16 protein-coding genes and 2 pseudogenes are annotated in these 24,178 nt (G+C 65.2%); 7 read left to right on the plus strand and 11 right to left on the minus strand.

Annotated features, from left to right (window positions below; genetic code table 11):
* Nucleotides 1-233: 233 nt before the first annotated feature.
* The 3 genes from ACCQ03_RS20645 to ACCQ03_RS20655 all read right to left on the minus strand — a co-directional run bounded on the left by ACCQ03_RS20645 (nucleotide 234) and on the right by ACCQ03_RS20655 (nucleotide 7,641).
* On the minus strand, nucleotides 234-443 hold the full coding sequence (locus ACCQ03_RS20645; RefSeq protein WP_057679212.1) for a hypothetical protein: 210 nt from the start codon (nucleotides 441-443) through the stop codon (nucleotides 234-236).
* Nucleotides 444-629: 186 nt separating this feature from the next.
* Complete coding sequence (locus ACCQ03_RS20650) at nucleotides 630-4,475, minus strand: LamG-like jellyroll fold domain-containing protein (RefSeq protein ID WP_150147788.1); 3,846 nt, start codon at nucleotides 4,473-4,475, stop codon at nucleotides 630-632.
* Nucleotides 4,476-4,860: 385 nt separating this feature from the next.
* Nucleotides 4,861-7,641 carry a TonB-dependent receptor gene (locus tag ACCQ03_RS20655; RefSeq protein ID WP_057679213.1) on the minus strand — a complete coding sequence of 927 codons (2,781 nt, stop codon included), beginning with the start codon at nucleotides 7,639-7,641 and terminating at the stop codon, nucleotides 4,861-4,863.
* Between the two features lie 285 nt (nucleotides 7,642-7,926).
* On the opposite strand from ACCQ03_RS20655, the gene ACCQ03_RS20660 reads away from it, so the two are divergent.
* Nucleotides 7,927-8,949 (plus strand): sugar kinase, encoded by a 1,023-nt coding sequence (locus ACCQ03_RS20660; RefSeq protein ID WP_022557851.1) that lies wholly within the window; start codon nucleotides 7,927-7,929, stop codon nucleotides 8,947-8,949.
* A gap of 131 nt (nucleotides 8,950-9,080) precedes the next feature.
* Here ACCQ03_RS20660 and ACCQ03_RS20665 read toward each other — a convergent pair.
* Nucleotides 9,081-9,367, minus strand: a pseudogene (locus ACCQ03_RS20665) (hypothetical protein).
* Between the two features lie 148 nt (nucleotides 9,368-9,515).
* Nucleotides 9,516-10,724, minus strand: coding sequence for an enoyl-ACP reductase FabV (gene fabV / locus ACCQ03_RS20670; RefSeq protein ID WP_209227960.1), 1,209 nt, complete (start codon nucleotides 10,722-10,724; stop codon nucleotides 9,516-9,518).
* 278 nt (nucleotides 10,725-11,002) lie between these two features.
* Here fabV and ACCQ03_RS20675 point away from each other — a divergent pair.
* Nucleotides 11,003-14,350, plus strand: a pseudogene (locus tag ACCQ03_RS20675) (nSTAND1 domain-containing NTPase).
* Nucleotides 14,347-14,745 carry a hypothetical protein gene (locus ACCQ03_RS20680; protein WP_017154858.1) on the plus strand — a complete coding sequence of 133 codons (399 nt, stop codon included), beginning with the start codon at nucleotides 14,347-14,349 and terminating at the stop codon, nucleotides 14,743-14,745. Before ACCQ03_RS20675 ends, ACCQ03_RS20680 begins: the two are co-directional and overlap by 4 nt.
* A 138-nt stretch (nucleotides 14,746-14,883) precedes the next feature.
* On the opposite strand, the gene ACCQ03_RS20685 is transcribed toward ACCQ03_RS20680, so the two are convergent.
* The gene (locus ACCQ03_RS20685; RefSeq protein ID WP_057687110.1) at nucleotides 14,884-15,432 is read right to left on the minus strand and encodes a hypothetical protein; all 549 of its coding nucleotides are present in this window, start codon (nucleotides 15,430-15,432) and stop codon (nucleotides 14,884-14,886) included.
* A gap of 289 nt (nucleotides 15,433-15,721) precedes the next feature.
* Nucleotides 15,722-16,120: a hypothetical protein gene (locus ACCQ03_RS20690; RefSeq protein ID WP_057680101.1), complete on the minus strand. Its 399-nt coding sequence runs from the start codon at nucleotides 16,118-16,120 to the stop codon at nucleotides 15,722-15,724.
* 997 nt (nucleotides 16,121-17,117) lie between these two features.
* Between ACCQ03_RS20690 and ACCQ03_RS20695 the strand changes: the two genes are divergently transcribed.
* Nucleotides 17,118-18,089 carry an IS5 family transposase gene (locus ACCQ03_RS20695; RefSeq protein WP_150147813.1) on the plus strand — a complete coding sequence of 324 codons (972 nt, stop codon included), beginning with the start codon at nucleotides 17,118-17,120 and terminating at the stop codon, nucleotides 18,087-18,089.
* A gap of 251 nt (nucleotides 18,090-18,340) precedes the next feature.
* Here ACCQ03_RS20695 and ACCQ03_RS20700 read toward each other — a convergent pair whose 3' ends face one another.
* Together ACCQ03_RS20700 and ACCQ03_RS20705 are read right to left on the minus strand one after the other, a co-directional pair.
* The gene (locus tag ACCQ03_RS20700) at nucleotides 18,341-18,973 is read right to left on the minus strand and encodes a response regulator transcription factor (RefSeq protein WP_057678975.1); all 633 of its coding nucleotides are present in this window, start codon (nucleotides 18,971-18,973) and stop codon (nucleotides 18,341-18,343) included.
* On the minus strand, nucleotides 18,970-20,169 hold the full coding sequence (locus ACCQ03_RS20705) for a sensor histidine kinase (protein ID WP_209226286.1): 1,200 nt from the start codon (nucleotides 20,167-20,169) through the stop codon (nucleotides 18,970-18,972). Before ACCQ03_RS20705 ends, ACCQ03_RS20700 begins: the two co-directional genes overlap by 4 nt.
* Nucleotides 20,170-20,229: 60 nt before the next feature.
* Here ACCQ03_RS20705 and ACCQ03_RS20710 point away from each other — a divergent pair, with 60 nt between their 5' ends.
* Together ACCQ03_RS20710 and lldD are read left to right on the plus strand one after the other, a co-directional pair.
* The gene (locus tag ACCQ03_RS20710) at nucleotides 20,230-20,796 is read left to right on the plus strand and encodes a methyltransferase family protein (RefSeq protein ID WP_057678973.1); all 567 of its coding nucleotides are present in this window, start codon (nucleotides 20,230-20,232) and stop codon (nucleotides 20,794-20,796) included.
* 143 nt (nucleotides 20,797-20,939) lie between these two features.
* Nucleotides 20,940-22,106 (plus strand): FMN-dependent L-lactate dehydrogenase LldD, encoded by a 1,167-nt coding sequence (gene lldD, locus ACCQ03_RS20715; protein WP_039574437.1) that lies wholly within the window; start codon nucleotides 20,940-20,942, stop codon nucleotides 22,104-22,106.
* A gap of 367 nt (nucleotides 22,107-22,473) precedes the next feature.
* Here lldD and ku read toward each other — a convergent pair whose 3' ends face one another.
* Both ku and ACCQ03_RS20725 read right to left on the minus strand, forming a co-directional pair.
* A complete protein-coding gene (ku, locus tag ACCQ03_RS20720; RefSeq protein ID WP_039574436.1) occupies nucleotides 22,474-23,433 on the minus strand; it encodes a non-homologous end joining protein Ku in 960 nt (319 codons plus the stop codon).
* Nucleotides 23,433-23,798, minus strand: coding sequence for a hypothetical protein (locus ACCQ03_RS20725; RefSeq protein WP_335338816.1), 366 nt, complete (start codon nucleotides 23,796-23,798; stop codon nucleotides 23,433-23,435). Before ACCQ03_RS20725 ends, ku begins: the two co-directional genes overlap by 1 nt.
* Before the next feature lie 184 nt (nucleotides 23,799-23,982).
* On the opposite strand from ACCQ03_RS20725, the gene ACCQ03_RS20730 reads away from it, so the two are divergent.
* Entirely contained in the window at nucleotides 23,983-24,162 is a 180-nt protein-coding gene (locus ACCQ03_RS20730) for a hypothetical protein (RefSeq protein ID WP_057678971.1), read from the plus strand.
* Nucleotides 24,163-24,178 lie beyond the last annotated feature (16 nt).

Genomic DNA, 24,178 nt, shown 5'->3' on the forward strand with positions numbered 1-24,178 from the left:
ATTGCCAACGCAGAGCTGCCATTAAGAGAAATCCGAAGCCGCTGATCAGGGTACCGGCCTCACCCTCGCGTACTTTTCCCGCCAAAAACCAGCGCCACCAGCAAATCGCCCGTCGTTGCGAGCATGACGCCGGCAAGGCCGGCAAGCAGCTTCAGTAGGTTTTGATAATGCATTCTTCGCGTCCTAGTTTTTGCATTACGCTGCACTTCCGAGTGGCGTTGGCTTGAGGCCTGCTAGGACTTGTGACGCCGATAGTGGTTATTGGTGCTTGTGCTGCGGTAGCTGCCACCCTTGTGCGAGGCACCGTGGCCTGCGCTGTAGTGACCGCCGTGACTGGTGGTATGGTGCGAGCCGGCGGCTCTGGTGCGCGCTTGCGCGGATGCGGTAAACAATCCTAGTGCGGCCACAGTCAGTGCCACCATGCTCCATGCCTTGCTCAACATTGTTTCTTCCCCTGAAGAAATGTGTGGCTTTGCGGCTGCATTAAGTACTGCGTGCCTTGATCCTCGCCGAGTTTTTGGGTTGCGTCAATGCGGTTGCGCGAGTGGTCGTTGGCTTTATCGGCTTTGCCCTCATCCGCCCTTCGGGCCCCTTCTCCCGCGTGCGGGAGAAGGGATTGGTGTGTTGGGTTATTGGCTGTTTTTTGCGGTTGCCGACTTGGCTGGGGTGGGTAGAGCAAGATGATTGTTGAGGTCGGTAATCTCTGGGGCGTTGCTTTCGGTCACCACACGCACCTGCGCGGTTTTTAGATTTGCCGCGTTGGTGAGCGGCAGGCGTACCTGGGCGGTGATTGGCTGCAGATTGCGTGGTGCCGCGAGTGCCGGAAACGCGCTCCGCGCCAACTCCTTGCCACGCGCATCTTCCAGCACCACAAACCCGGCCGGTGCATCGGCATGGCCGAGGCTGTGCACGGTCACTTCGATGGCATCGGCAGTCACGCGGACGTCGCCGTGGCCGATACCCAGGTCCGGGCGCAGCTCGACAGGTGTGGCTTCGGCAATGCGTTCGAGTTGCAGCACGGTGGTGCGGCCTGCGGGGAAGTCGATGTCGATGGACGCGCTTTTTTCGAAAGCAAACTCTTGCGTTTTGCTTGCGCTGTCGAGCTTGCCGTCGTTGGCTTTGCTTACGCCTTGGGTGATGCGCCATTGGCCCGGGGCGACGTTCCAGCCGGTCATGCTGGCGCGCTGAGGTTTACTGGAGGTGTTGTAGGCGATGACGGTAAAGCGGTCTTGCTGGGGTGCGGGGATAGCGATGGCGACTTGCGTGGCGGCCTCCGGGTCATTGAAGCGCCAGCTGACGGTATGGCCGGGGTAGGTTTGATTGCGCTTGAGCGCCACACCCCCTAAGCGTGCGCGTTGGAGGTTGACCGTAGGGGATTCCACGCGGTCGCTCCACCAGTGACCTTCGGTGTTCATGTAGAAGTTCTGCAGTTTCTCGCGTGCTTCGCTCCGGTAAATGGCGGCGAGATATTCGAGATTGCCGGTTTGTTCCCAGGCCACATGGTGCGGGAAGTCCGGGGCGCTGCCGTCGTCCTTGTTTGCGGCCTCGATTAACTTGCTGGCCCAGTCATTGCGCTTGCCCATGACATCGAGAAAGTTTTCGTTGAGCAGCGATAAACCGTTCGGGCCGCTGTTGGCGACGCGGTAGTTAATGGCTTTGAGATAGCGGTCTTCGCCGGTGAAGCGGTAGGCGGCCCAGAAGGTGTGCAGGGTGTCGGCGCCGCCGCTGCCTTCGAACAGTTCGCCACCGCGGGTTTTGCCGGTTTGCCAGTTGATCTCGTTGGGCAGGGCCCAGTTGCCCTTGGCGTTGGTGTAGGCGTGGGCGAGATAGCCATCCGCTAACCCGGTGACGATACGGCGGCTGTTGGGGTCGGCGTTATAGCCGCCCAGCAGGATGGCCGGGTGCACGATGGGGAAGGAGTACGGTTTTTGCCATTGCCAGTTGGGTTCGCGGTAGACGGTGCGGCCGCCGAACCAGTTGCTGGCAAACAGCAGGTGGCCTTGCGGGTTGACCTGGATGATGGTGTCGAAGGCCTTGACGGTTTGCATCAGGCGCTCGACGGTGCGCGGGTCGCCCCAGTTGAGGTATAGCAGGGCGCTGTTGAGGTTGATGCCCTCCTCGTAGGAATGCAGCTCGTCGGTTTCGATGGTGGACAGGCCGTTGGTGAACATGCCGTTGCGGTAGTTGGCATCGGACAACGCCAGCATGGAGGCGTTGAGCATGTCCGGGTCCACGCCCATCAGGGCGACGCCGGGCCATTGCTGCACCAGGTCCGAATCGTCGGAGATGCCGCCGCCGAAATCGCCGTAGGCCACCTGCCGCTGCTCGATCCACCAGCGGATATAGCGGCGCGTGGCTTTGAGGTCTTCCAGCTGCCAGAACGCCCAGGCCGGCACGCCCTTGGGCACGCTGGGCATCTCGACGGGCAAGGTGCCCTGGTTGGCGTAGCTGATGTCGTTCCAGTACTGGCGGCCGAGGGCGTGGTCCGGGTCGACGCGCAGTAAATCGGTGATGTCGGCATCCAGGCGTTTGTAGAGCAGCTGGCGCTTGGAGGTGGTGTGTTCTTCCACCAGAAAGCCCCAGTTGTCCTTGACCTGGTTGAAGCGGTCGGCGACGTGCTCTTTGATGGCCTCGGCGCGCGACTTGAACACCAGCTGCAGCTGGGTGCCATCGAGCGCGTTGGCATCGAAGCCGGGCGCGGCGGCGGCGATGCTGAGCATCAGGCTGTCGTTGCTGAGGATTCTGTCGCGCAGGTCCAGCCACAGCGTGCGGGCCTGGCCGGGGGCGACGGCGACCGAGACGTCGATCATGTCGCGTGCGGGCCAGATGGGGTCCTTGATGCGGATGTTGAGCGGGATGCTGCCGTTGTGGGTGGCCGGCAGGTTCAGCGCCGGCAGGGTGATGGCGATGCCGTCCAGGCCGTCGTGCATGTTTTCCCAGCCGTAGGACCAGCTGCGCATCAGCGCCTGGTCCGGCGGCGGGTTGCCCAGGCTGGACGGCACCAGGATGTGCACGATGGGTTGCTGCGCGCTTGCTGCGGCCTTGTCGCTGGGGCGCTTGCGGGCGGGCGCCTTCGTGGGCAGCGCGATCACGGTCTGGCGCTCGCCCGGTGGGTAGCGGCCGGCGATGACATCGCGCAGCTCGGCAAGGTTGTCGTAGTCGGGCTGGATGTCGCTGCGCACGGTGTAGCTGAGTTGCGCGCTGCCTTTGGGCACCTGCCCTGGTTGCACGTTGTAGGCCCAAATTTCCTGGATGGGGGTTTCCTGCGCGGTGTTGGCAAAGCGCAGCGTGCCGCCGCGGCGCTCGGGGAACTGGTCCACGCTGCGCACCACGCCTTGGCTGCGTGCGAACAGCGGTTGCGGTGGTGCGTTGGGCGCGGCGTACGTGGCTTGGCCGTAAGCGGCGCCGCGCAGCTCGATGCGGTTGAAAGGTTCGTCCGGCAAGGTGAGGTCGAGCGCTTTTCCGCCTTCGACATAGGTGTTCCAGTCCGGCAACTGGAAGTAGTCGTTGCGGCCGGGCAGGCGCGAGCGGTTGTAGACGCCGGGCCAGGTGGTTTCGGCGATGCCGTCGGTGGCCTTCCACATCCATTGCTTGAGATCGCGTGCGTCGGTGAATTCCACCTTGCGGATGCGGGTGACCGGTGCGGTCAATGCAGGCGGTGCGTGGCCGTTGTCCCAGCCGTAGCGGTGCAGGAAGGCGGCGTGTTGCGCATCCGCAGCGATGGCCGGGGCGGTGGTGGGTTCCTGCAGGCGTGCGAGCGCACTGGCGCCTGCGCCATCGAGCATGCGGTCGTAGATGCGGATCTCGTCGAAGTCGCTGCCGCGCAGGAAGTTGTAGCGGCTCTGCACCTGGTGCGGCGACATCACCCGGCCGGCCAGGCCGAACTGGTCGAGCGCGGCATCGTAATCGAGCGCGCCACCGTTGGCGCAGGGTGCACCGCAGTCCACGCGTGCGGCTTCCTTGCCGTCCACGTACAGGCGCACGCCGCGGGTTTCGTCCCAGGCGAAGGCGATGTGGGTCCAGTCATTGGGCTTTGGCAGCGTGTCGAGCTTGAAGGAGACACGGGTGCGCGCGAGGTTGGCGTCGGTGACGAAGGCATCGAAGCCGTGGCCGTTCCAGTCGATGCGCAGCCAGGCCATGTCCCAGCTGGTGTGGTCGGCGTAGCCGACGCGGAAGATCACGAACGGCGCTTCGCCGACCGGGTAACGCGCGCGCCAGAAAAAGCCGAGCGTGCCGCGCTGGGTGTAGAGATTGCCGGGCGCATTCCACGACAGCACGCCGTCGTCGGCCCATTCGATGGCGTTGCCGCGTTTGCCGGTGGGCACCAGCGCGATCTTGTCGCGGAAGTTGGGCACGCCATCGCCGCGGGCGACATCGGCTTGCAGACCCTGGTCGGCCGAGACGCGGAACAACAGCTCCGGTGCATCGGCAGCGGCCGCACGCACCGGCAGCGCAACCAACAACAGCACACCCATCCACCACTTCTGCACGCTCACTGCCTGACTCCTCAAAACGCATCGCCGCACGGGATCACCGCGCGGCGAATATTCGATACTGCATGGCGTTGACAGCCCCACGCCGGCACGGGTCTGCCACATGTCCTGCCCGGCGCCGCGATGGCCTGCATAGACTACGCGGTGCCAGGCTGCGCTTGCATCGCACCTGGGCCACCACCGCATGCACGCTGATGACCCAGGCGGTCGTCGTGCGCGGCGCGAAAGGGTGCAGTGCACACCACTGCATTGCGTGCAGCGATGTACGGCTACCGGTGCGTCGTACAGATGCGTTGCAACGTCCATATCACGCCCGCTACGCGATGTGCGTAGCGGGCAGATATCTTTTGGCGCGACTTGGCTGCACTTAGAACTTGTAGCGCAGGCCCAGCAAGTACTGGCGGCCGGTTTCGGTGTACTGCAGCGGCAACTCGCCGGTCTGCGGCGACCACACCCATTCGTCGGACGCTTCGTTGGTGAGGTTGATACCCTCCAGGCTCAGTTCCAGTTGCTTGCTGATCTTGTAGCGCAACGAGGCGTCGATCATGGTGGTACCGGTCATGCCGTGCACGCCATCGACGTTGAATCCCGCTTCGGTGCCGGGGGCCTGGGTCAGGTAGTCGTCGCGATTGGTGGCCGAGATGCGGCCGGCGAAAGACTCGCCCTCGTAGAACAAGGTCGCATTCCACGACGAGCGCGACAGCCCGGTCAGGTCGTTCTTCATCACCGGTGCGCCGGTGCTGGACAGGTACTGGATCTGCGAATCCACCCAGGTGTAGTTCAGTTGCACGCCCAGGTTGGCCCACTTGCCCGGCAGGAACGTAAATGGCTGGACATAGTTCGCTTCCACGCCCTTCAACTCGCCACCGGGTGTATTCAATGGAATGCTGAAGGTGAAGTCGTCGTTGATGCTGGCGCCGGTGCCATCCAGCAAGGAGGCCGGCAAGCCACTGCTGGCATACGGGCGCACTTCGCGTGCGGTCTGGATGAAACTTTCGATGTCCTTGTAGAACACGCCGACACCGAGCATCGCGCCTTCGTTGAAGTACCACTCCAGGCCAAGATCGACATTGGTGGCTTCGATCGGATCCAGATCCGGGTTGCCGCCGGACACGGTGCGTGCGCCACCGGCCACGGCCACGGTCACACCGGGCGTGAGGCTGCCCAGCCCGGGGCGCGACATCACCTTGGCCGCGCCCAGACGCAGCAGCAGGTCGGGCGCGAGCTCGGCCACCAGGTTGAACGAGGGCAACGTGTTGTTGTATTTGCGGCCCACCGTGGTCAGCGCCGGCGCGTTGTTGATCAACGCATAGCCGGTGGATTCCTGCTCGGTGCGCACATAGCGCACGCCGAAATTACCCGACAGCGGGATGGAGCCCAGGTCGGTGGAGAACTCGCCCATCAACCAGACGCCGCGGTCCTTTTCTTCGACGCTGCGGGTGTTGTTGGCACGCGGCGCCACGGCGTAGGTGCCGGCGTTGCTGTAGATGCCGAGCTGGTTGGCCACTGCATCCAGGTTGGGAACGACCCAGTTGGACGGGCTGCCGTTGATGCCCTTCAGGCCGGCCTGCTCGGTCAGGTCCGTCGGCACGATACGGGTGCCATCGGCGAAGGTCGGCACCGCAATTTCGCTGGCGCGACGCAGTTCAACCGTGCTGAAGGTGTAGTCCTTGGCCAGCACGCCACCCTTGAGGCGGAACCCGGGGCTGATGTTCCAGTTGAAGTCGATCTGCGCCGTATCGAAATCGTTGTCCACCGTCTGCGGACGCAGGCGGATTTCGGCCAGTTCCCACCCGGCAGGATTGGTCGGGTCGATGCCGTAGTTCAGCACCGGCGCACGGTTGTTGCCGCGATAGTCGTAGCTGTAGCCGTCGACGTCGTACTTGTCCATGATGATGGTGGTCTGCACCGGGTTCTCGTGCGCCGAGCGCGAGGTACCGACACGGCCGGACACGGAGAAGGCATCGCTGAAGCGGTGCTCCAGATCCAGGCTGACCTGCTTGAACTCGGTGTTCCACTCGTCGTGGCGGTTTTCCGAGCGGATATCGACGTTGTCGAATTCGCCGTACACCAGCGCGTTGTTGCGGATCTCACCATTGCGCACGATGGTGGCCGGCTTGCCGTCGCGGTCGGCGCGCCGCGGCGTGCCGCTGTCGCGACCGCGGCTGAAGGAGATGGCCTCGATGTAATGCTCATCGCGCGTGGCGTCGATCTTGGAGTACAGCGCGTCCAGCGAGATGGTGGTGCGGTCGGTGGGCTTCCACTGCAACGACCCGGTCACGCCCAGGCGCTGCTGGTCGTGTTCCATCTGCACATAACGCGGGAAGCGCGGGTGGTACACGTCGGCCGAGCGTGCGGCCGCAAAGGGCGATGCCGCACTGAAGTTGCCGTTGCTCGTCCCATTGGCCCAGCGGCCGGTGTTGGAGCCTTCTTCCAGCACCTGCCGTTCGGTATAGGCCACCGACAGCAAGGCGCCGAAGGTGTTGTCGGCCCAGGTATTGGCGATCAGCGCCGCTACACGCGGGTTGGCCTTCTCGGCCATGGCGTTGTAGGCCGCCTGGCCGCTGGCGGCAAACGTAAAGCCGCTGTAGTCGAACGGGCGCGCGGTGCGCAGGTCGATGGTGGCCCCCAGCGAGCCCTCTTCCACATCGGCCGAGGCCGTCTTGCGCGCGATCAGCTGCGAGAACAGGTCCGAGGCGAAGACGTTGAAGTCGAAGCCGCGGCCGCGGTTGGTGCCACCGCTCTGGTCGCCGGCGCCCACGGTGGTGAGCGCTTCCATGCCGTTGATGCGGACGCGGGTGAATTCCGGGCCCAGGCCACGCACCGTGATGGCGCGGCCTTCACCGGCGTCACGGGTGATCACCACGCCGGGAATGCGCTGCAGCGACTCGGCCAGGTTGAGGTCGGGGAACTTGCCGATGTCCTCGGCAACGATGGCATCGACCACGCCGGCTTCGCCGCGCTTGATGTCCAGCGCCTTCTCGACGCTGGCGCGGTAACCGGTCACCGTGACAGTGTCCAGGTCGACGGCGGGCTCGGCGGGCGATGGGGCGGCGTCTTGTGCGGCAGCCTGGCCGCTCAGCGCCATCCCGATCGACAGCGCAAGCAAGGTAACCGGTGTCTTCCGGCTGGTGGTCCGAAATTGCATGTCCTCCCCTCCCAAGGGTCCATGAACAATGTGAAATAGCGGGTTGAGAGCGGCAATGACACCGCTGGTCAAAATGACGTTACCAGCTGAATCGTCCCGTAACATCTTGCAGCGCAGCAGAAAACGCCACCAAATTTCCGAAAAACGGGTGCAAGCGGTCACTTCACGTCGCATCATGGCCGTAGCAGCCGGCATTTCGCGCCGGCTAGAATGACACCGATGGTCATCTCAGTGCGCGACGGCGCCCCCACCCGTCACGTACCACCCAGCCGAGGTAATTGCCGCATGAGCCGTGCCCGTATCCTGTGTTTTGGTGAGTTATTGCTGCGCCTGGGGGCGCCTGGCCATGCGCTGCTGCTGCAGCAGCCTCGGCTGGACGTGCACTGCGGCGGCGCGGAGGCCAACGTCGGCGTCTCGCTGGCGCATTTCGGCCATGCCGTGGCCATGGTCAGCACGGTGGCGGACAACCCGTTGGGCGCCGCGGTGCTGGGCGAACTGCGCCGGCACGACGTGGATACCCGCCATGTGCGGCGCGTGGACGGCCGCATGGGTCTGTATTTCCTGACGACCGGTGCGATCCATCGCCCCAGCGAAGTGATCTACGACCGCGCCGACTCGGCCTTTGCACTGGCACCGGCCGATGCCTACGACTGGCCGCGTCTGCTGGAAGGCGTGCAGTGGCTGCACCTGTCCGGGGTGAGCCCGGCATTGGGCGCGGAGGTGGCGCAGGCCACGCTGGCGGCGGCACGTGCCGCGCGTGCGGCCGGGGTGAAGGTGTCGTTCGACGGCAACTACCGGCCCAAGTTGTGGCAACGCTGGCAGGGCGATGCGCGCGGCATCCTGCATCAGCTGTTTGCCTGCGCGGATGTGGTGTTTGCCGATTACCGCGACATCGGCGTGGTGCTGGGCGGCGAGTTCGCGCAGGACACGCTGGAAGCGCGCGTGGAAGCGGCCGCGCAGCAGGCCTTCGCTGCATTCCCGCAGCTGCAGTTGATGGCCTGCACGCAACGCGTGGCGCATCACGTGGACCACCACAGCCTGGGCGCGATGCTGGTGCCGCGCGACGGCGCCGTGGCGCGTGCACCCAGCGAAGAACTCACCCCCATCATCGACCGCATTGGCGGCGGCGACGCGTTTGCGGCCGGCGTGCTGCACGGCCTGATCGAAGGCTGGTCGCTGGAGGATACGGTGCGCTTCGGCCTGGCCGCCGGCTGCTTGAAGCATTCGATCCCGGGCGATTTCAATCCGCTCTCGGTGGCCGACGTGCAGGCGTGCGTGGGGGATGCGCGGTTTGATGTGCGGCGCTGACGCACCGGGATTGGGGAGTCGGGATTGGGGTTGGCAACAGCGCCGGAGATTCGGTGCTCTGGCCGGGCGCGTTGCTCCCAGCGCGGTGCGCTCAGGGATGATGCGCCCGTGGCTGACAGCGCTTACGTGTTTCAGGCGAGTGCACGGGTGCGAGGTTTGTTGGTGATCCGTCTGAGTGCTGCGCTCAGCAACACCACACATAGCGCCGCCGGGAGGCTGAAGAACAGCGTGACCAACAAGGCGTGGTTCCAGGGCGGTGCAGAGTCGTCCTGCATCACCGCGGCGCAGACGACGCCGTGGTGATCAACAGATTGGCGATCGCCTTCAATGACCAGTACAACCTGACGGAGCCCAGCAATGCAGCGCAGGCCACGCTGACCAGGAAGGCCAGGACGAGATGGGCGATGCATTTGTCCATTGGGTGCCGTGATTTGGGATTAGGGAGTTGGGATTCGTCACGGCAAGGACAACCAGCATCGCGTGCCGGTTGTCCTTGCGAAAAACGTTCGGGTCCGCTGAAGATCAGCGATGCAGACACCGCTCTTGCGAATCCCCAATCCCGGCAATCACCCCAACTCGATGCAATCGAAGCTGACATCCGTCGCCACATCGGCGTCGTAATCCACGTCGTCGCGCTCGAAGCCGAACAGCTTGAGGAACTCGTGCTTGTAGCCGGCATAGTCGGTGAGCTCGAACAGGTTCTCGGTGGTGACCTGCGGCCACAATGCCTTGCAGGCGTCCTGCACGTCGTCGCGCAATTCCCAGTCGTCCAGGCGCAGACGATTTTCGTCGTCCATCTGCGCCGGCTGGCCGTCTTCGCGGTACAGGCGCTCGCGGAACAGGCGGTCGAGCTGCTCGATGGTGCCTTCGTGCAAGCCCTTCTCCTTCATGATCTTGTAGACCATGGAGATGTACAGCGGCATCACCGGAATGGCTGCGCTGGCCTGGGTGACCACCGATTTGAGCACCGCCACATTGGCGCCGCCACCGTGCTTGGCCAGGCGCGCGTTCAAGCGCTGCGCGGTGTGGTCCAGGTCGACCTTGGCCTTGCCGAGTGCGCCATGCCAGTAGATCGGCCAGGTGATTTCGGTGCCGATATAGCTGAAGGCCACGCTGCGTGCGCCATCGGCCAGCACGCCGGCGCCGTCCAGCGCATCGATCCACAGTTCCCAATCCTGCCCGCCCATCACGGTGACGGTATCTTCGATCTCCTGCTCGGTGGCCGGCTCGATCGAAGCCTGGATGATGGTGTCCTTGTTGGTGTCGATGGCGGTGGCGGTGTAGGTCTGCCCGATCGGCTTGAGCGCCGAACGCTTCACTTCGCCGCTGCCCGGCAGCTTGCGCACCGGCGAGGCCAGCGAATACACCACCAGGTCGACCTGCCCGCCCATCTCGGTCTTGATCAGCTCGATCACCTTCTCGCGCGCGGCATCGGAAAACGCGTCGCCATTGATCGACTTGCTATACAGCCCCGCGGCCTTGGCATGTTTGTCGAAGGCGGCCGAGTTGTACCAGCCGGCGGTGCCGGCCTTGCTCGCGGTGCCGGGCTTTTCGAAGAACACGCCCAGCGTGTCCGCACCGAACCCGAAGGCAGCGGTGATGCGCGAGGCCAGGCCGTAGCCGCTGGACGCGCCGATCACCAGCACCTTCTTGGGGCCGTCAGTGCGTACGCCGCGCGCACGCGTTGCGGCGATCTGCTCGAGCACATTGCGCTCGCAGCCAAGCGGATGCGTGGTGGTGCAGATGAAGCCGCGCACTTTGGGATGGATGATCAACGTGGACTCCTGGTCAGCAAGATGCTGGCGGCATCTTAGTGCGTGTGGCGCGCGCGAAACAGCCTGATGCGTAAACACACGCCGCTGTATGGAAGCGCATGAGGTCCGCGGCACGGCGACCTGACGCCAGCACCTGCGCGCACCCAGCAACGAACAGCGACCACAATCGACTTTCGCGGCAGCGAGCTGTGCTACGTTTTCGCCTGCCGTGCCGTGCCTGGCCGCGCCTGATGGCGATTGTCGAGGCCCCTTCCAGTTGTGCGACCGGTATTTGAGCGATGTCTCTTCGAAGCGAGCGCGTCACGCAGCTGGGCTCCGTTCCGCGGTTCCGTCTTGGGCCATTGCTGGTCGAGCCGGAGCGGCTGACGCTGATCGACGACGGCCAGACCATCACGCTGGAACCGCGCATGATGGAAGTGCTGATCGCGCTGGCCGAGCGCGCCGGCGAGGTCATCAGCGCCGAGCAGTTGTTGATCGAGGTGTGGCACGGCAGCTTCTACGGCGATAACCCGGTGCACAAGACCATCGCCCAGCTGCGCCGCAAGCTCGGCGACGACAGCCGCCAGCCGCGCTTTATCGAAACCATCCGCAAGCGTGGCTACCGGCTGTTGCCGAAGGTGGTGTTTCCCGACGATTACCGCGGCGCGGTGATCGGCACGCAGGCGTGGGCGCATGGCAACCCGTACATGGGGCTGCAGGCATTCGACCCGGCACATGCAGACGTGTTCTTCGGCCGCAGCCACGCCATTGCGCAGGTGCTGGGCGCGTTGCGTGCGCAATTGCACAGCCAGCGCGGGCTGGTGCTGGTGAGCGGCGCCAGCGGCTGCGGCAAGACCTCGTTGCTGCGCGCCGGCGTGGTGCCGTTGTTGTGCCAGCCCGGCGGCCTGGATGGGCTGGAGGCCATCGCGGTGGCGTACTGCAACCTGGCGCAATGCCGCGGCGGCGATGTGCTGGAGACGCTCGCACGTGCACTGGGGCAATGGGCACCAGGCGAACGCGCGGTGTTGTCGCCGGCGCAGATGGCACGCCTGCCCGAATGGCTGCAGCAACCTGCGCCGCTGCACGCGGCCATCGACGAGGCGATGCGCCAAACCGGCCCAGCGCGCGAGAACGTGCACACCCAGCGCCATCTGCTGCTGGTCATCGACCATGCCGAAGCGATGGTGGCCACGCCCGGCATCACCGCCGCCGACCGCGCTGCGCTGGCGGCAGCGATGCACGCGCTGTGCGCCAGCGCGCACGTGGCCGTGCTGATGCTCACCCGCAGCGATTTTTATCCGCGCCTGATCGATGCACTGCCGGACATCGTCGAGCTCAAACGCGGCGATGGGCACGTGGATCTGCTGCCGCCACGCGATGGCGAGATCGGCCAGATCATCCGCGTGCCGGCAGCGATGGCCGGGCTGCGCTTCGAAGAAGACCACAGCGGCGCCGGTCGCCTGGACGATGTACTGCGCGATGCCACCACGCGCCAGCCCGATGCGTTGCCGTTGCTGCAACATCTGCTGCATGCCCTGCATGCGCAGCGCAGCGACGACGGCGTGCTGACGTTCGCCGCGTATCGCGCCCTGGGCGGCCTGGAAGGCGCGCTGGCGCATCATGCCGAGCAGACCTTTCGCGCATTGCCGTCCGATGCGCAGGCCGCGCTGGGCCAGGTGCTGGCGCTGCTGAGCGTGATCCACCCCGACAGCGATGCCGTCACCGCGCGGCGTGCGCTGTGGTCGGCCCTGCCGGCCAGCAGCCCAACGCGCGTGCTGGTGGATGCGTTCGTGCATGCGCGTTTGTTCGTCAGCGAGCTGGTGGCCGGCGAGCCGGGCTTTGCGGTCGCGCACGAAGCCTTATTGCGGCAGTGGCCGCGTGCGGCCGAGTGGATCCATGAAAACCGCCGCCTGCTGCAGGCGCGCAAGCGGCTGCAACTGGCGGCGCAACGCTGGGCCGCCGAAGGCCGGCGCAGCGATCACTTGCTCAACAGCGGCCGCCCGCTGAGCGAAGCACGCGAAGCTGCGCGGCGCATGCCGCAGGATCTGGACGCACTGGATCATGCCTTCCTGCGCGCCTGCGAACGCTCGCAACGCCAGCGCCGCGGCCTGTACGCCGCCGCCGCCGCCTTGCTGGTGGTGCTGGCCAGCGCCTCGCTGCTGCTCGGCTGGCGGGCGCGCCAGGCCCAGCAGGTGGCCGAACAACGCCGCGATCAAGCGCAGCAACTGGTGGGCTACATGCTGGGCGATCTGGCCGAGCAGTTGCGCACCGTGGGCAACCTGAAATTGCTCGACAGCGTGGGCAGCCGTGCGCTGCGGTATCTGTAAGATTTGCCCAGTGCCGAGATGCACACCGGTGATTTGATCAACCACGCCCGTGCCCTGCGCACCACCGGCGAAGTGTTGATGAACCAGGGCAAGGGGAAAGAGGCCCATGCTGCGTTCACGCGTGCCGCCGCTACCGCCGAACAGGCGCGCATGCAGGCGCCAGATGCATTGGAAGCGCAGGCGGAAGCCGGCCAGGCCGCGTACTGGCTCGGCTATTTGGCGTATCAGGCCAAGCAGCTGCCGTTGGCGCGCACGCACTGGTTGCAGTATCTGGGGGCCTGCGAACACTTGGTACGCGCAGCTCCACAGGATCCGCGCTGGCAACTGGAGTTGTCGTATGCGCTGAACAACCTGGGCACCTTGTCCAGAAGCGAAGGTCACACCACTGCGGCGATCGAGTTCTTTGCACGTTCCATCGCACTCAAGCGCCAGGTATTGGCGCGCACGCCGGATAACGCGGCAGTCCGCTACGAACTCGTCGATAGCCTGTCTTGGCTAAGCCTTGCGCAGGAAAATCAGGGCTTGCTGGCGCCAGCAGAACAAGGCTACCGCGAGCAGATCGCGGTGCTGCGCGTGTTGGTGAAGAACGATCCGGATGCCAATGCGTGGCGACGGCGCATGGCCACCTCGTTGCTACGCACCTCCAATCTGGCGCTGGCGCGCGGCCACCTTGCGCAGGCGCAGGCCGACGCGCAGGCCAGCGTGGACATCCTGGAACCGCTGGTCGCGCTGCAGCCGGACAACCGGACGTGGCAACGCGATCTGGCGCATGCCTACGCGCAGGCCGGTTGGGTTGCCGCACTGGATGGGCGCGCCGATGCTGCCACCCGCCAACTCACCCAGGCGCGTCAGACGCTGGCAGGCTTGCTGCAGCGACAACCGCTGCCGGAATGGCAATGGCTGGATGCCATCATTGCTCTGCGCTTGAACCGGGTGCAGGGGCTGCATGGCAGCGAGCAGACCTCCAGCCTGGCGGCGATCGTGGCGCGGCTGGACGCCTTGCATCGGTCCAGGCCCACCGATCTGCTCGGCGTGTCGGCGCTGGCGCATGCCCTGGTTTGGTATGGCGAACAACTGGACGCCAGCGGCGATCACGTCGGTGCACGCGCCGCCTGGCAACGCACGGTGGCAGTGCTCGGCGCCGATATCGGCAATAGTCGCGACAAGACCTTGCTCGATCCCTGGATTCGCGCACAGATCCATCTGGGTCGGCGCGCTGCCGTGACGCAACAGCTCGGATGGCTGTATCAAGCGGGCTACCGCCACCCGGGATTCGTTTCCCTCTATGCCCCGCTCTTCAAGGAATCACCAACGTCATGACCGATCCCAAGATCATCACCATCACACTGACCGTGGCGCACGTCGAGTTCGGCGGCAATACCGGCAGGGGCGCCTACTTCTACAGCTTCTCGCCGGACCTGCTCATCTGTGGCAAAGGCGAACAGGATGTGACCCTGCGCTATGCGTTCTGCGAATCGGTGCCCCACCGCTTCAAGATCATCAGCCTGCTGAATTCCGATTCGACGGGGCAGATCGGCCCGCCGGACATCGCCCATGACGGCAGTTGGGTGAAGGTGGTGAACGCCAACAAACATCCGACACTGATCTTTTTCACCGTCGTGGTGAAGGACACGCACACGGGCGCGCATTTCAGCTGCGACCCCCAGGTCGGCAACGACCCGGAAATTTCGCCGACCGAATTCGGGCGTCACTGATCCTTGCGTCCATTTCCGTCCGACGGTTCGCCGCCGGACGGGAGCCGCCGCGCGATCAAGCGATGGCTCAGGCGCACACGACAAGGGACCCGGCCGCAGCGGACTTCCTGCACGCGCGATGCGCCTGCAGGCAGGTGCTCAGTTGGTGTCCCGAACGTAGGTATCGATTGCCTTGGGCGTCAGGGCAATCACGCGACCGGCAGGAACACTGGATATCACATAGTTGTCTGGCGCATCGCTTTTGAAAGGCACGTCGAACGTGGACGCGAGAATGCGCGCCCACCCTTCCGGGTAGGTGCTGCCGCTGACATGGACAACACTCATCGAAGGCCAATGCACTTGGCGTTTTGTCTGCGGATCCGTCAGGTCGGCCTGGCCGATCAGCACCCGACGCGATTGGAGTTGATGTGTTTTGGCACGTGCTGCGGGCTGAAGCTTGAAGCTATAGGTTCCGCTTTCAGGGTAATGCAGCTCGATGATCGATGCCGGCGAGGCGACGGTGACTTGAAATTCTTTCTCGTACCCGGCCTTGGTTGACCTGGCGCCCTCAAGCAGGCGCCACTGGCGATCGGCAATCGGACGCGCCGATACGATGACCGCGCCCCCCTGTTCCAGCATCGGCGCGTCGACGGTCACGATCAGTCGCGACGATAACGTCGGCTGTTTTGCACAGCCGGTGGCGGCCATGAGCAAACAGGCGATAGCCAAAACGGCGCAGCCAATCCGATACCTGCCCATCGTGTCACTTCCTCAACGCGGCCCACCAGCATGGCCGCTCCATGCGGCCTTGCGTCTTTATACGTTCCTTCGCATCGACCGTGTTGCTGCGCGTCTCGCGCGTGTCGCCCGATCCTGCAGGTTGACGGCGTGCTGCTGCCCGCCCGCGGCATCGATCTGGCGCCGCATGCACTGCGTGGCGCCTGCTCCTAGCCGCCGCTGCGAGCGTGGTGCATCCCAGGTCACCCTGGGAGCGTGGCTAGCTGTCGGCCGATTTGCGCAGCCGCTCGTCGCGCTCGGTTCCGTTGCTGAAAGCCGGCTTGATCTGGCCACGGCTCGACCACGTGCCGGCCGTGCCCGTGCCGATGCCCGCGCGTTCAGGGTCATCGGTTTGGCCGACCTGGCGTGGGCGACTCGCCAGACCTTGCCGGCAACCTGCTCCATCGAAGCGCCTGATCAGTCGATCGCAGGCATGGGCAGCGGTTCCCTGCACTGCCGACGCGCATCCCACGACGACCCGCATGTCGCGTTCGGCGACCGCTTGGGTCGGCAAGGCTGCGCGGGGCCAACTGACCGGCAATTCGGCCTGGGTTGACGCCCCCCAGGCGCTGGTGGACAGCGCGACGATCAACACGAACCACGACCGGGCCAGGCGCATGACGGACTCCGCAAAGACCGGAGCGCGGCGCGTCCCCGGGCGGCATCGCTGGCCGCCGGATCACCTTCGTGCGTGGCCTCGCGCCAGACCTGACGGCAACCTTACGGTTGCCTGCCGAAGCTGACGGCTGGCTATAAATCCTTATAAAACAGTCACATAGAAATGTAGGCCTGTACAAGCTCGGTACCCGGGACAGCGTGTCTGGGGGCGAAATGGCAGCAAGTGGTATTGGCCGTACCCTCACCCCAACCCCTCTCCCGAGGGGAGAGGGGCTTGCGTCGTGTCGGGCAGCAGCAGACTTCGGTCGTTCTGCGGCGGGACAAGGTGGCACGTAGTTGCAGGATGACGGTGCAAGGCTGCGCACTGTTCTGGGATGCCAGGCGGAAGCAGCCGGTGAGGCCGACTGCAAGTTCAGGTGATGGCTGAGCTTGTCCGGGTTGGCTGTCTGCCGCCGTACCCTCGCCCCAACCCCTCTCCCGGGGGAGAGGGGCTTGCGTCGTGTCGGGCAGCAGCAGACTTCGGTCGTTCTGCGGTGGGACAAGGTGGCGCGTAGTTGCAGGATGACGGTGCAAGGCTGCGCACTGTTTTGGGATGCCAGGCGGAAGCGGCCAGTGAGGCCGACTGCAAGTTCAGGTGATGGCTGAGCTTTGTTCGAGTTGGCTGTCTGCCGCCGTACCCTCACCCCAACCTCTCTCCCGAGGGGAGAGGGGCTTGCGTCGTGTCGGGCAGCAGCAGACTTCGGTCGTTCTGCGGCGGACAAGGTGGCACGTAGTTGCAGGATGACGGTGCAAGGCCGCGCACTGTTTTGGGATGCCAGGCAGAAGCGGCCGGTGAGGCCGACTGCAAGTTCAGGTGATGGCTGAGCTTGTTCGAGTTGGCTGTCTTCCGCCGTACCCTCACCCCAACCCCTCTCCCAGGGGGAGAGGGGCTTAGGGAAACTCTGAACAATCCATCGTGATCTGCCACAATCGATCAACGACCCGAGTAGACGATTTCGATGCAGCTGACCTTCGGCGACGCGGAGTACAACGGCAAGCGCAAGCGGACGCGGCGTGAGGTGTTCTTGGCCGAGATGGACCAGGTCGTGCCGTGGAAGGACCTGCTGGCGCTGATCGAGCCGCACTACCCGAAGTCGGGGCAGCCGGGGCGACAGCCGTATCGGCTGGAGACCATGCTGCGCATCCACTTTTTGCAGCAGTGGTATGCACTGAGCGATCCATCGGCGGAAGAAGCGCTGTACGACACGGTGTCGATGCGCCGTTTCGCCAAGATCGGCGGGCTGGATGAGGTGCCGGACGAGACGACGATTCTCAACTTCCGCCATCTGTTGGAGCAGCACGATTTGGCGCGCAAGCTGTTCAATCGGGTCAACGCGCACCTGTCGCGCAAGGGGCAGAGCTTGCGCGGCGGGACGATCGTGGACGCCACGATCATCGCTGCGCCCAGCTCGACCAAGAACAAGGATGGCGAGCGCGATCCGGAGATGCACCAAACCAAGAAGGGCAACCAGTACTACTTCGGGATGAAGGCGCACATCGGGGTGGACGATGACTCCGGGCTGGTGCACCACGTGGAGTGCACGGCGGCCAACGTGGCCGATATCACACAAGCGCACAAGCTGCTGCACGGCAAGGAGGACACGCTGTGCGCGGACAGCGGCTACACCGGGCTTGAGAAACGCGAGGAGATGAAGCGCAAGCGCAAACTGCGCTACCTGATCGCGGAGAAGCCCTCGAAGCTGAAGCAGATTAAGAACAAGCGCGAACTGAAGTTGGCCAAGCGCTGGGAGCACACAAAAGCCAGCCTGCGTGCAAAGGTGGAACACCCGTTTCGGGTGATCAAGCGCCAGTTTGGCTACGTCAAGGTGCGCTATCGCGGTTTGGCGAAGAACACCGCACAGATGCTGATGCTGTTTGCGCTGTCGAATCTGTGGCTGAAGCGCAAAGAGTTCATTACCGCCGCGGGGTAGGTGCGCCCGTAATCGGGACGATACCCCGAAAAAGCGCCAAAAACGGCGAAAAACCGAGGATCTGAGCGCGGTCACCGCGACCGATATGGCTTACCACATCCTCCGATCGCGTTGTTCAGACCTTCCTTAGGTTCTATTTAGCTTTAGGGCTTTCCGATCCGATCCCCACCTGCCCGCTTTTCCGAATCCCCAATCCCCAATCCCCAATCTCAAATCCCGAATCCCGATTCCCCATTCCCGATTCCCCGCCCTCAAATCACCCGCAACGTGATCGCCTTCAACACCGCCCGCGTGCGGTCGCGGGTGCCCAGCTTTTCCAGGATGGTGGAGACGTAGTTCTTCACCGTGCCTTCGGCCAGGAACAGGGTGCGGGCGATTTCCTTGTTGGAATAGCCTCCGGCCAGCAGGCGCAGGATCGCCACCTCGCGTTCGTTGAAGGTCTCCCGCGGGGCCTGCTGGTCGCGGAACTGGTAGCGGGCGCGCACCGGGTCGGTACTGACCGGTTGCAGCAAGGTGTCGCCTGCGGCAACGCGCTCGATCGCCTCGCGCAGGTCTTCCGGGGCGGCGTCCTTGAGCAGGAAGCCCTGCGCGCCGGCCTCGCTGGCGCGGAGCAGCAGGTCGCTGTCGTCGAAGGTGGTGAGCAGCAGCACCGGGGTGCGGTCGCCGCGGGCGCGCAGGTGCTCCAGTGCCTGGATGCCGTCCAGGCCGGGCATGCGGATGTCGCTGAGCACCACGTCCACCGTATGGATGGCCAGCGCAGCCAGCAGGCCCTGGCCGTCGTCGGCTTCGCACACCACCTCCACGCCCTGCTGCTGCAGCAGCGCGCGCAGGCCGGCGCGCACCAGGATCTGGTCGTCGGCAAGGGCAATACGACGTGAACTCATACCGGTAGTCTCGCGATCAGGTGCATGCCGCCGGTGGGCGTGCGGCCAAGGTCCAGCTGGCCGTGCAATGCGGCCAGGCGTTCGCGCATGCCGGTAATGCCGTTGCCTTCGCGGATGCGCTCGGCGCGGCGGCCATCGTCGCAGATGTCCACGTGCAACTGTGCGCCTGCGCAATGCAGGTGCACGGCCACTTCATCGGCGTCGGCATGCCGCGCGGCGTTGGTCAGTGCCTCCTGCACCAGCCGCAGCAGCAGCTCGGCCACGCGCGCATCGGTGACACGCACGTCGGCATCGATCTGCAGGCGCAGCGCCGGGCGCGGGAAGGGGGCGGCCAGCGCGCGCAAGGCGGTCTGCAGGTCCAGGCCCTGGTCGTCGCGCAGCGATTGCACCACGTTGCGGATGTCCGACAGCAGTTCGGCCGACAACTGCTCCACCACCGCCACCTCCTCGCGCTGTGCCAGGGCCGGGTCGGCGCTGAGCAGGCGCAGGTTGATGCGCATGGCGGTGAGCTTGTGCCCGGCCACATCGTGCAACTCGCGCGCCAGCCGCAAACGCTCGGCATCGCGCGCACTGTCGGCCAGCAACGCGCGGGTGGCCAGCAGATCGGCGTTGACATAGGCCAAGGTGTCGCGTGCGCGCTCGGCACTGCGGGCGTAATGGGCGGTGAGTGCGGCAAAGGCCTGGAAGCCGGCATAGATGCTCACGATCAACAAGGCGCGATCAAAGCCTGCGTGCACCAGCACCGCGTACATGCCGGCGTTCAACACCAGCGCCAGCAGCAGCACGCGCAACGGCGGCCAGGTCATGCCCGCCTGCGCCACCAGCATCACCAGCAGGACCGGCGCGGTGCCGGCACGCGGCTCGATCCAGACCAGCAGCAATGCCAACACCGCTTGCAGCAGGGTGGCCACCGTGCGCAGTGCATGCGTTTGCGGCAACACGGTGTGCAACACGAACAATGCGGTGAAGCCGGCCAGCGCGCCCCAGCGCCAGGCACCGTGGGCAGAGGCATCGGGCATGAACGACAGTGCGACCGCGGCGATGGTGAACGCAGCGGCCAGACGCAGGGGATGTAACAGGTGGCGGAAGGAAGAGTTCATGCGGCGATGCTGACCGCCATGCAGGCGCTCGGCAATGGTGCGCAGGCAGAAGGTGACTTCTGGCAGGTGGGATCGATGACCTGCGGCCCCTGGCACGGGCGCGGTGCGCGCGCAGACTGGCCTCATCCACTCACCGCGTTGCCACGGAGTCACACCATGTCTGCTTCCAGTCTGTTTATTGCGCTCAACCTGGTCTGGGGTGGCTATGAGCTGCTGCTCAGCCGTCGTCGCCGCGCCAGCGATGGTGGCGCCCACGATCAAGGCACCCTGAAACACCTGTGGCGGGTGTTGTCTGCGGCAGTCGCTGTTGCGGTGGTGCTGGCCTATAGCGGCCTGGCGCACTGGCCGCGGGGCTGGGATGCGCCGCTGCAGTGGGCCGGCTGCGCCTTGATCGGTAGCGGGCTGGCGTTGCGCGTATGGGCCATCCAGGTGCTGGCGCGCTGGTTCACGGTGGATGTGACCATCCAGCCCGATCACCAGTTAGTGCGTCGCGGCCCGTATCGCTGGCTGCGGCATCCATCGTACACCGGCGCGCTGCTGGCCTTTTACGGGCTGGCGCTGGGCATGGGCAATGCGTTGTCGGTGATGGCGATCGTGGTGCCGGTGACCTGGGTGTTCCTGCACCGCATTTGCATCGAAGAGGCTGCGTTGCGGCGCGCCTTCCCGGTGGCTTACCCGGCGTATGCGAAACAGAGCCGGCGCCTGCTGCCGCTGGTGTGGTGAGGCCAGCGACTGTGTGGCAGGCAACGCCAGGCATCGAGACGCCCCGCAATCTCGCCGCCCGGCCGCAGCGGGCCTGGCAACCCACCGGCCCCACCGATCGTCTTACACTCGGCGGCTCCCCCGCCGCTGCCGTGCCGTCTTCGATGATCATTTCCGCCGCTTCCGACTACCGCGCCGCCGCCGAAGCACGCCTGCCGCCCTTCCTGTTCCATTACATCGATGGCGGCGCGTATGCCGAGCACACCTTGCGGCGCAATGTCTCGGACCTGGCCGACGTGGCGCTGCGCCAGCGGGTGCTGCGCAATATGTCGGATCTGCGCCTGAGCACCGAGCTGTTCGGCGAAACCCTGGCGATGCCGGTGGCATTGGCGCCGGTCGGCCTCACCGGCATGTATGCACGCCGCGGCGAAGTGCAGGCCGCGCGTGCGGCGGCCGCGCGCGGGATTCCGTTCACCCTGTCCACGGTGTCGGTGTGCCCGATCGAGGAAGTGGCGCCGGCCATCGAACGGCCAATGTGGTTCCAGCTCTATGTGCTCAAGGACCGTGGTTTCATGCGCAATGCGCTGGAACGGGCCAGGGCCGCGGGCGTGACCACGCTGGTGTTCACCGTGGACATGCCCACGCCCGGCGCGCGCTACCGCGATGCGCACTCGGGCATGAGCGGGCCCAACGCGGCGCTGCGGCGCATGCTGCAGGCGGTGACGCACCCGCGCTGGGCCTGGGACGTGGGCTTGCTGGGCAAGCCGCACGATCTGGGCAACATCTCCGCCTACCGCGGCAGCCCCACCGGCCTGCAGGATTACATTGGCTGGCTGGGCGCCAACTTCGACCCGTCCATTGCCTGGAAAGACCTGGAATGGATCCGCGAATTCTGGACCGGGCCGATGGTGATCAAGGGCATCCTGGACCCGGAGGATGCACGCGATGCGGTACGCTTCGGCGCCGACGGCATCGTGGTCTCCAATCACGGCGGCCGTCAGCTCGACGGCGTGCTGTCCAGCGCACGCGCGCTACCGGCCATCGCCGATGCGGTGAAGGGCGAGCTGAAGATCCTGGCCGATTCGGGCATCCGCAGCGGGCTGGACGTGGTGCGCATGCTCGCCCTGGGTGCCGATGCGGTATTGCTGGGCCGCGCGTTCGTCTACGCGCTGGCGGCTGGCGGCCAGGCCGGCGTGGAAAACCTGCTGACCCTGATCGAAAAGGAAATGCGCGTGGCGATGACGCTGACCGGCACGCAGTCCATCGCCGACATCAGCGCCGACGCGTTGAGCCGGGTCACGCGCGAGCGGGCAGAGACGATCTCGCCCTGAAGCGGCTGGCAATGTCGCAACCGTCGCCCGGCACGTGTGCAAGGCGCGCCCAGACCAGCGCGGTACTGCCGATTCCAGGCACCGGCCAGGCACGCATGGTGGCAGGGCACTTTCTTGGTTGCTCTGGACGCGGCGAACGACACTGACCTCATCGCTTGCCGGCGCAGGTAGCCCGGAAACGGGTGTCGATCTCTCGCAATTCAACGACGCTCATACAGCGTGTTGTTGCTCTGGCGCCACCGGCCCGGCTGATGAGGACGGCGCTGGTAGTCCAGCGTTGCTCCTGGCGGCGCCAGGTGCACAGCATCGCTGCGGGACGTGCGCCACCTCAGCTGCACGCCAGGCATGGTGCGCTTGGCGCGCCCGGTTATCCGGCCTTGCGCCGGGGTGCAGCGCTCTTGGCGGCAGTCTTCTTGGTCGCCTTGCCTGCGGTCTTCTTGACGGCCTTCTTCGCCGCTTTTTTGCTGGCCGTTTTCTTCGCAGGTGCGCTTGCCGTTTCGGCCGTGCTGGATTTCTTGGCTGGCGTGCGCGTGTTGGCCTGCAGGCTCTTCTGCAGCAACGACATGAAGTCCACCACGTTGGTGGTGGCGTCTTCATGCTGAGGGGGCTCGACGTCCACGGTGGTCGTGCCGCCCTTCTCCTGGATGCGCTTGCGCAGGATCTTTTCCAGCTTGCCGCGGAATTCGTCGTGGTAATCCTCCGGCTGCCAGGTGCCGGACATCGACTCGATCAGCTGCTTGGCCATCTCCTGTTCCTTGGGCGTGATGCGGTACTCGCCCACCGCACCGGCCGGCAGCTTGAAGTCCTGCGGGTCCACCACTTCCTGCTGATAACGCAGCAGCAACAAGATCAATGCATCGCCCTGCGGCATCACCGCCGCCAGATACTCGCGGGTGCGGATCACTACCTTGGCAATGCCCACCTTGCCGGTGTCGCGCAAGGTTTCGCGCAGGAGCACGTAGCCCTTTTCGGCCTTCTTGCCCGGCACCAGGATGTAGGGCTTTTCGAAATAGCGTGGATCGATGTCGGCGGCATCGACGAAGGTTTCCACCTCGACCGTTTCATGGCTTTCCGGCGCCGCAGAGCGGATATCCTGTTCTTCGACGATGACGTAGCTGCCCTTGTCGTATTCGAATGCCTTGACGATCTCCTTCCACGGCACCTCGTCGCCGGTGTCGGCATTGACGCGTTCGAAGCGGATCGGTTTCTTGTCGCGCGAATCCAGCATCCGGAAATGCAGATCCACCTTGCGCTCGCCCGACATCAACGACACCGGCACGTTGAGCAAGCCGAAGGAAAGGGTTCCGGTCCAGATCGGTCGTGCCATCAGTGCGCTGCTCCATGAATTGCCGCTTCGGGAATGTGGTCCAGGGCCAGCCAGGCATCTTCGACGATGTCGCGCACATGCGGCCAGTCCAGTCGCGAGGCACCACGCATGCTGTCCCACTGCGCGGCCAGGGCCTGCTCGCAATCGATATCGGCCCCACGCGGCCAGTCGGCGGCATGGGTGAACCGCGCGAACGCATAGGCCGGCGATAGATCGCGCCAGGTAGGCCCGCCACGCCGGCGGCGGCGCTGGTAGTCGGCCAGGCTGTAGCAATGGAAGTCCTGCGCCACGCCCGCGGTGTCCGGCATGGGCGAAGTGCGATGCGCGCGCCTGGGCGGAGCGGGCTCGACATGGGCACTGAACAGGCGACGGTCGGGGCGGCGATCCTGGGGGCGCATGGCGGCTCCACGGTGCGGCATTGGGGGGCTGACATCAGTAACGCCGCTGCCGTGAGCCATGCGTGAGAAATTCGCTTGCACGACGCGATTTGCGTGCCCTTCACCGCAGGCGCGGTGAACTGCTCGCCCGTCTTGCTGTCAGGAGTCCACCATGTCCCGCGACCCGTTACGCGACCAACCCGCCCAGCCGGGCGAACAGCATGGCAAGCGCGATGCCGAACACTACGAAGACCGCGGCGCTGGCGATGCGCCCGGGCGCCTGATTCCCGCCGATGACCAGACGCCGGCCAAGAAGCCGGGAAGCGCGCCATCAACGGGGGAAGCTGACTGAAGACGCGTTCCTGGCA

The organism is Xanthomonas sp. NCPPB 3569 (assembly GCF_041475645.2).
Lineage (GTDB): Bacteria > Pseudomonadota > Gammaproteobacteria > Xanthomonadales > Xanthomonadaceae > Xanthomonas > Xanthomonas phaseoli.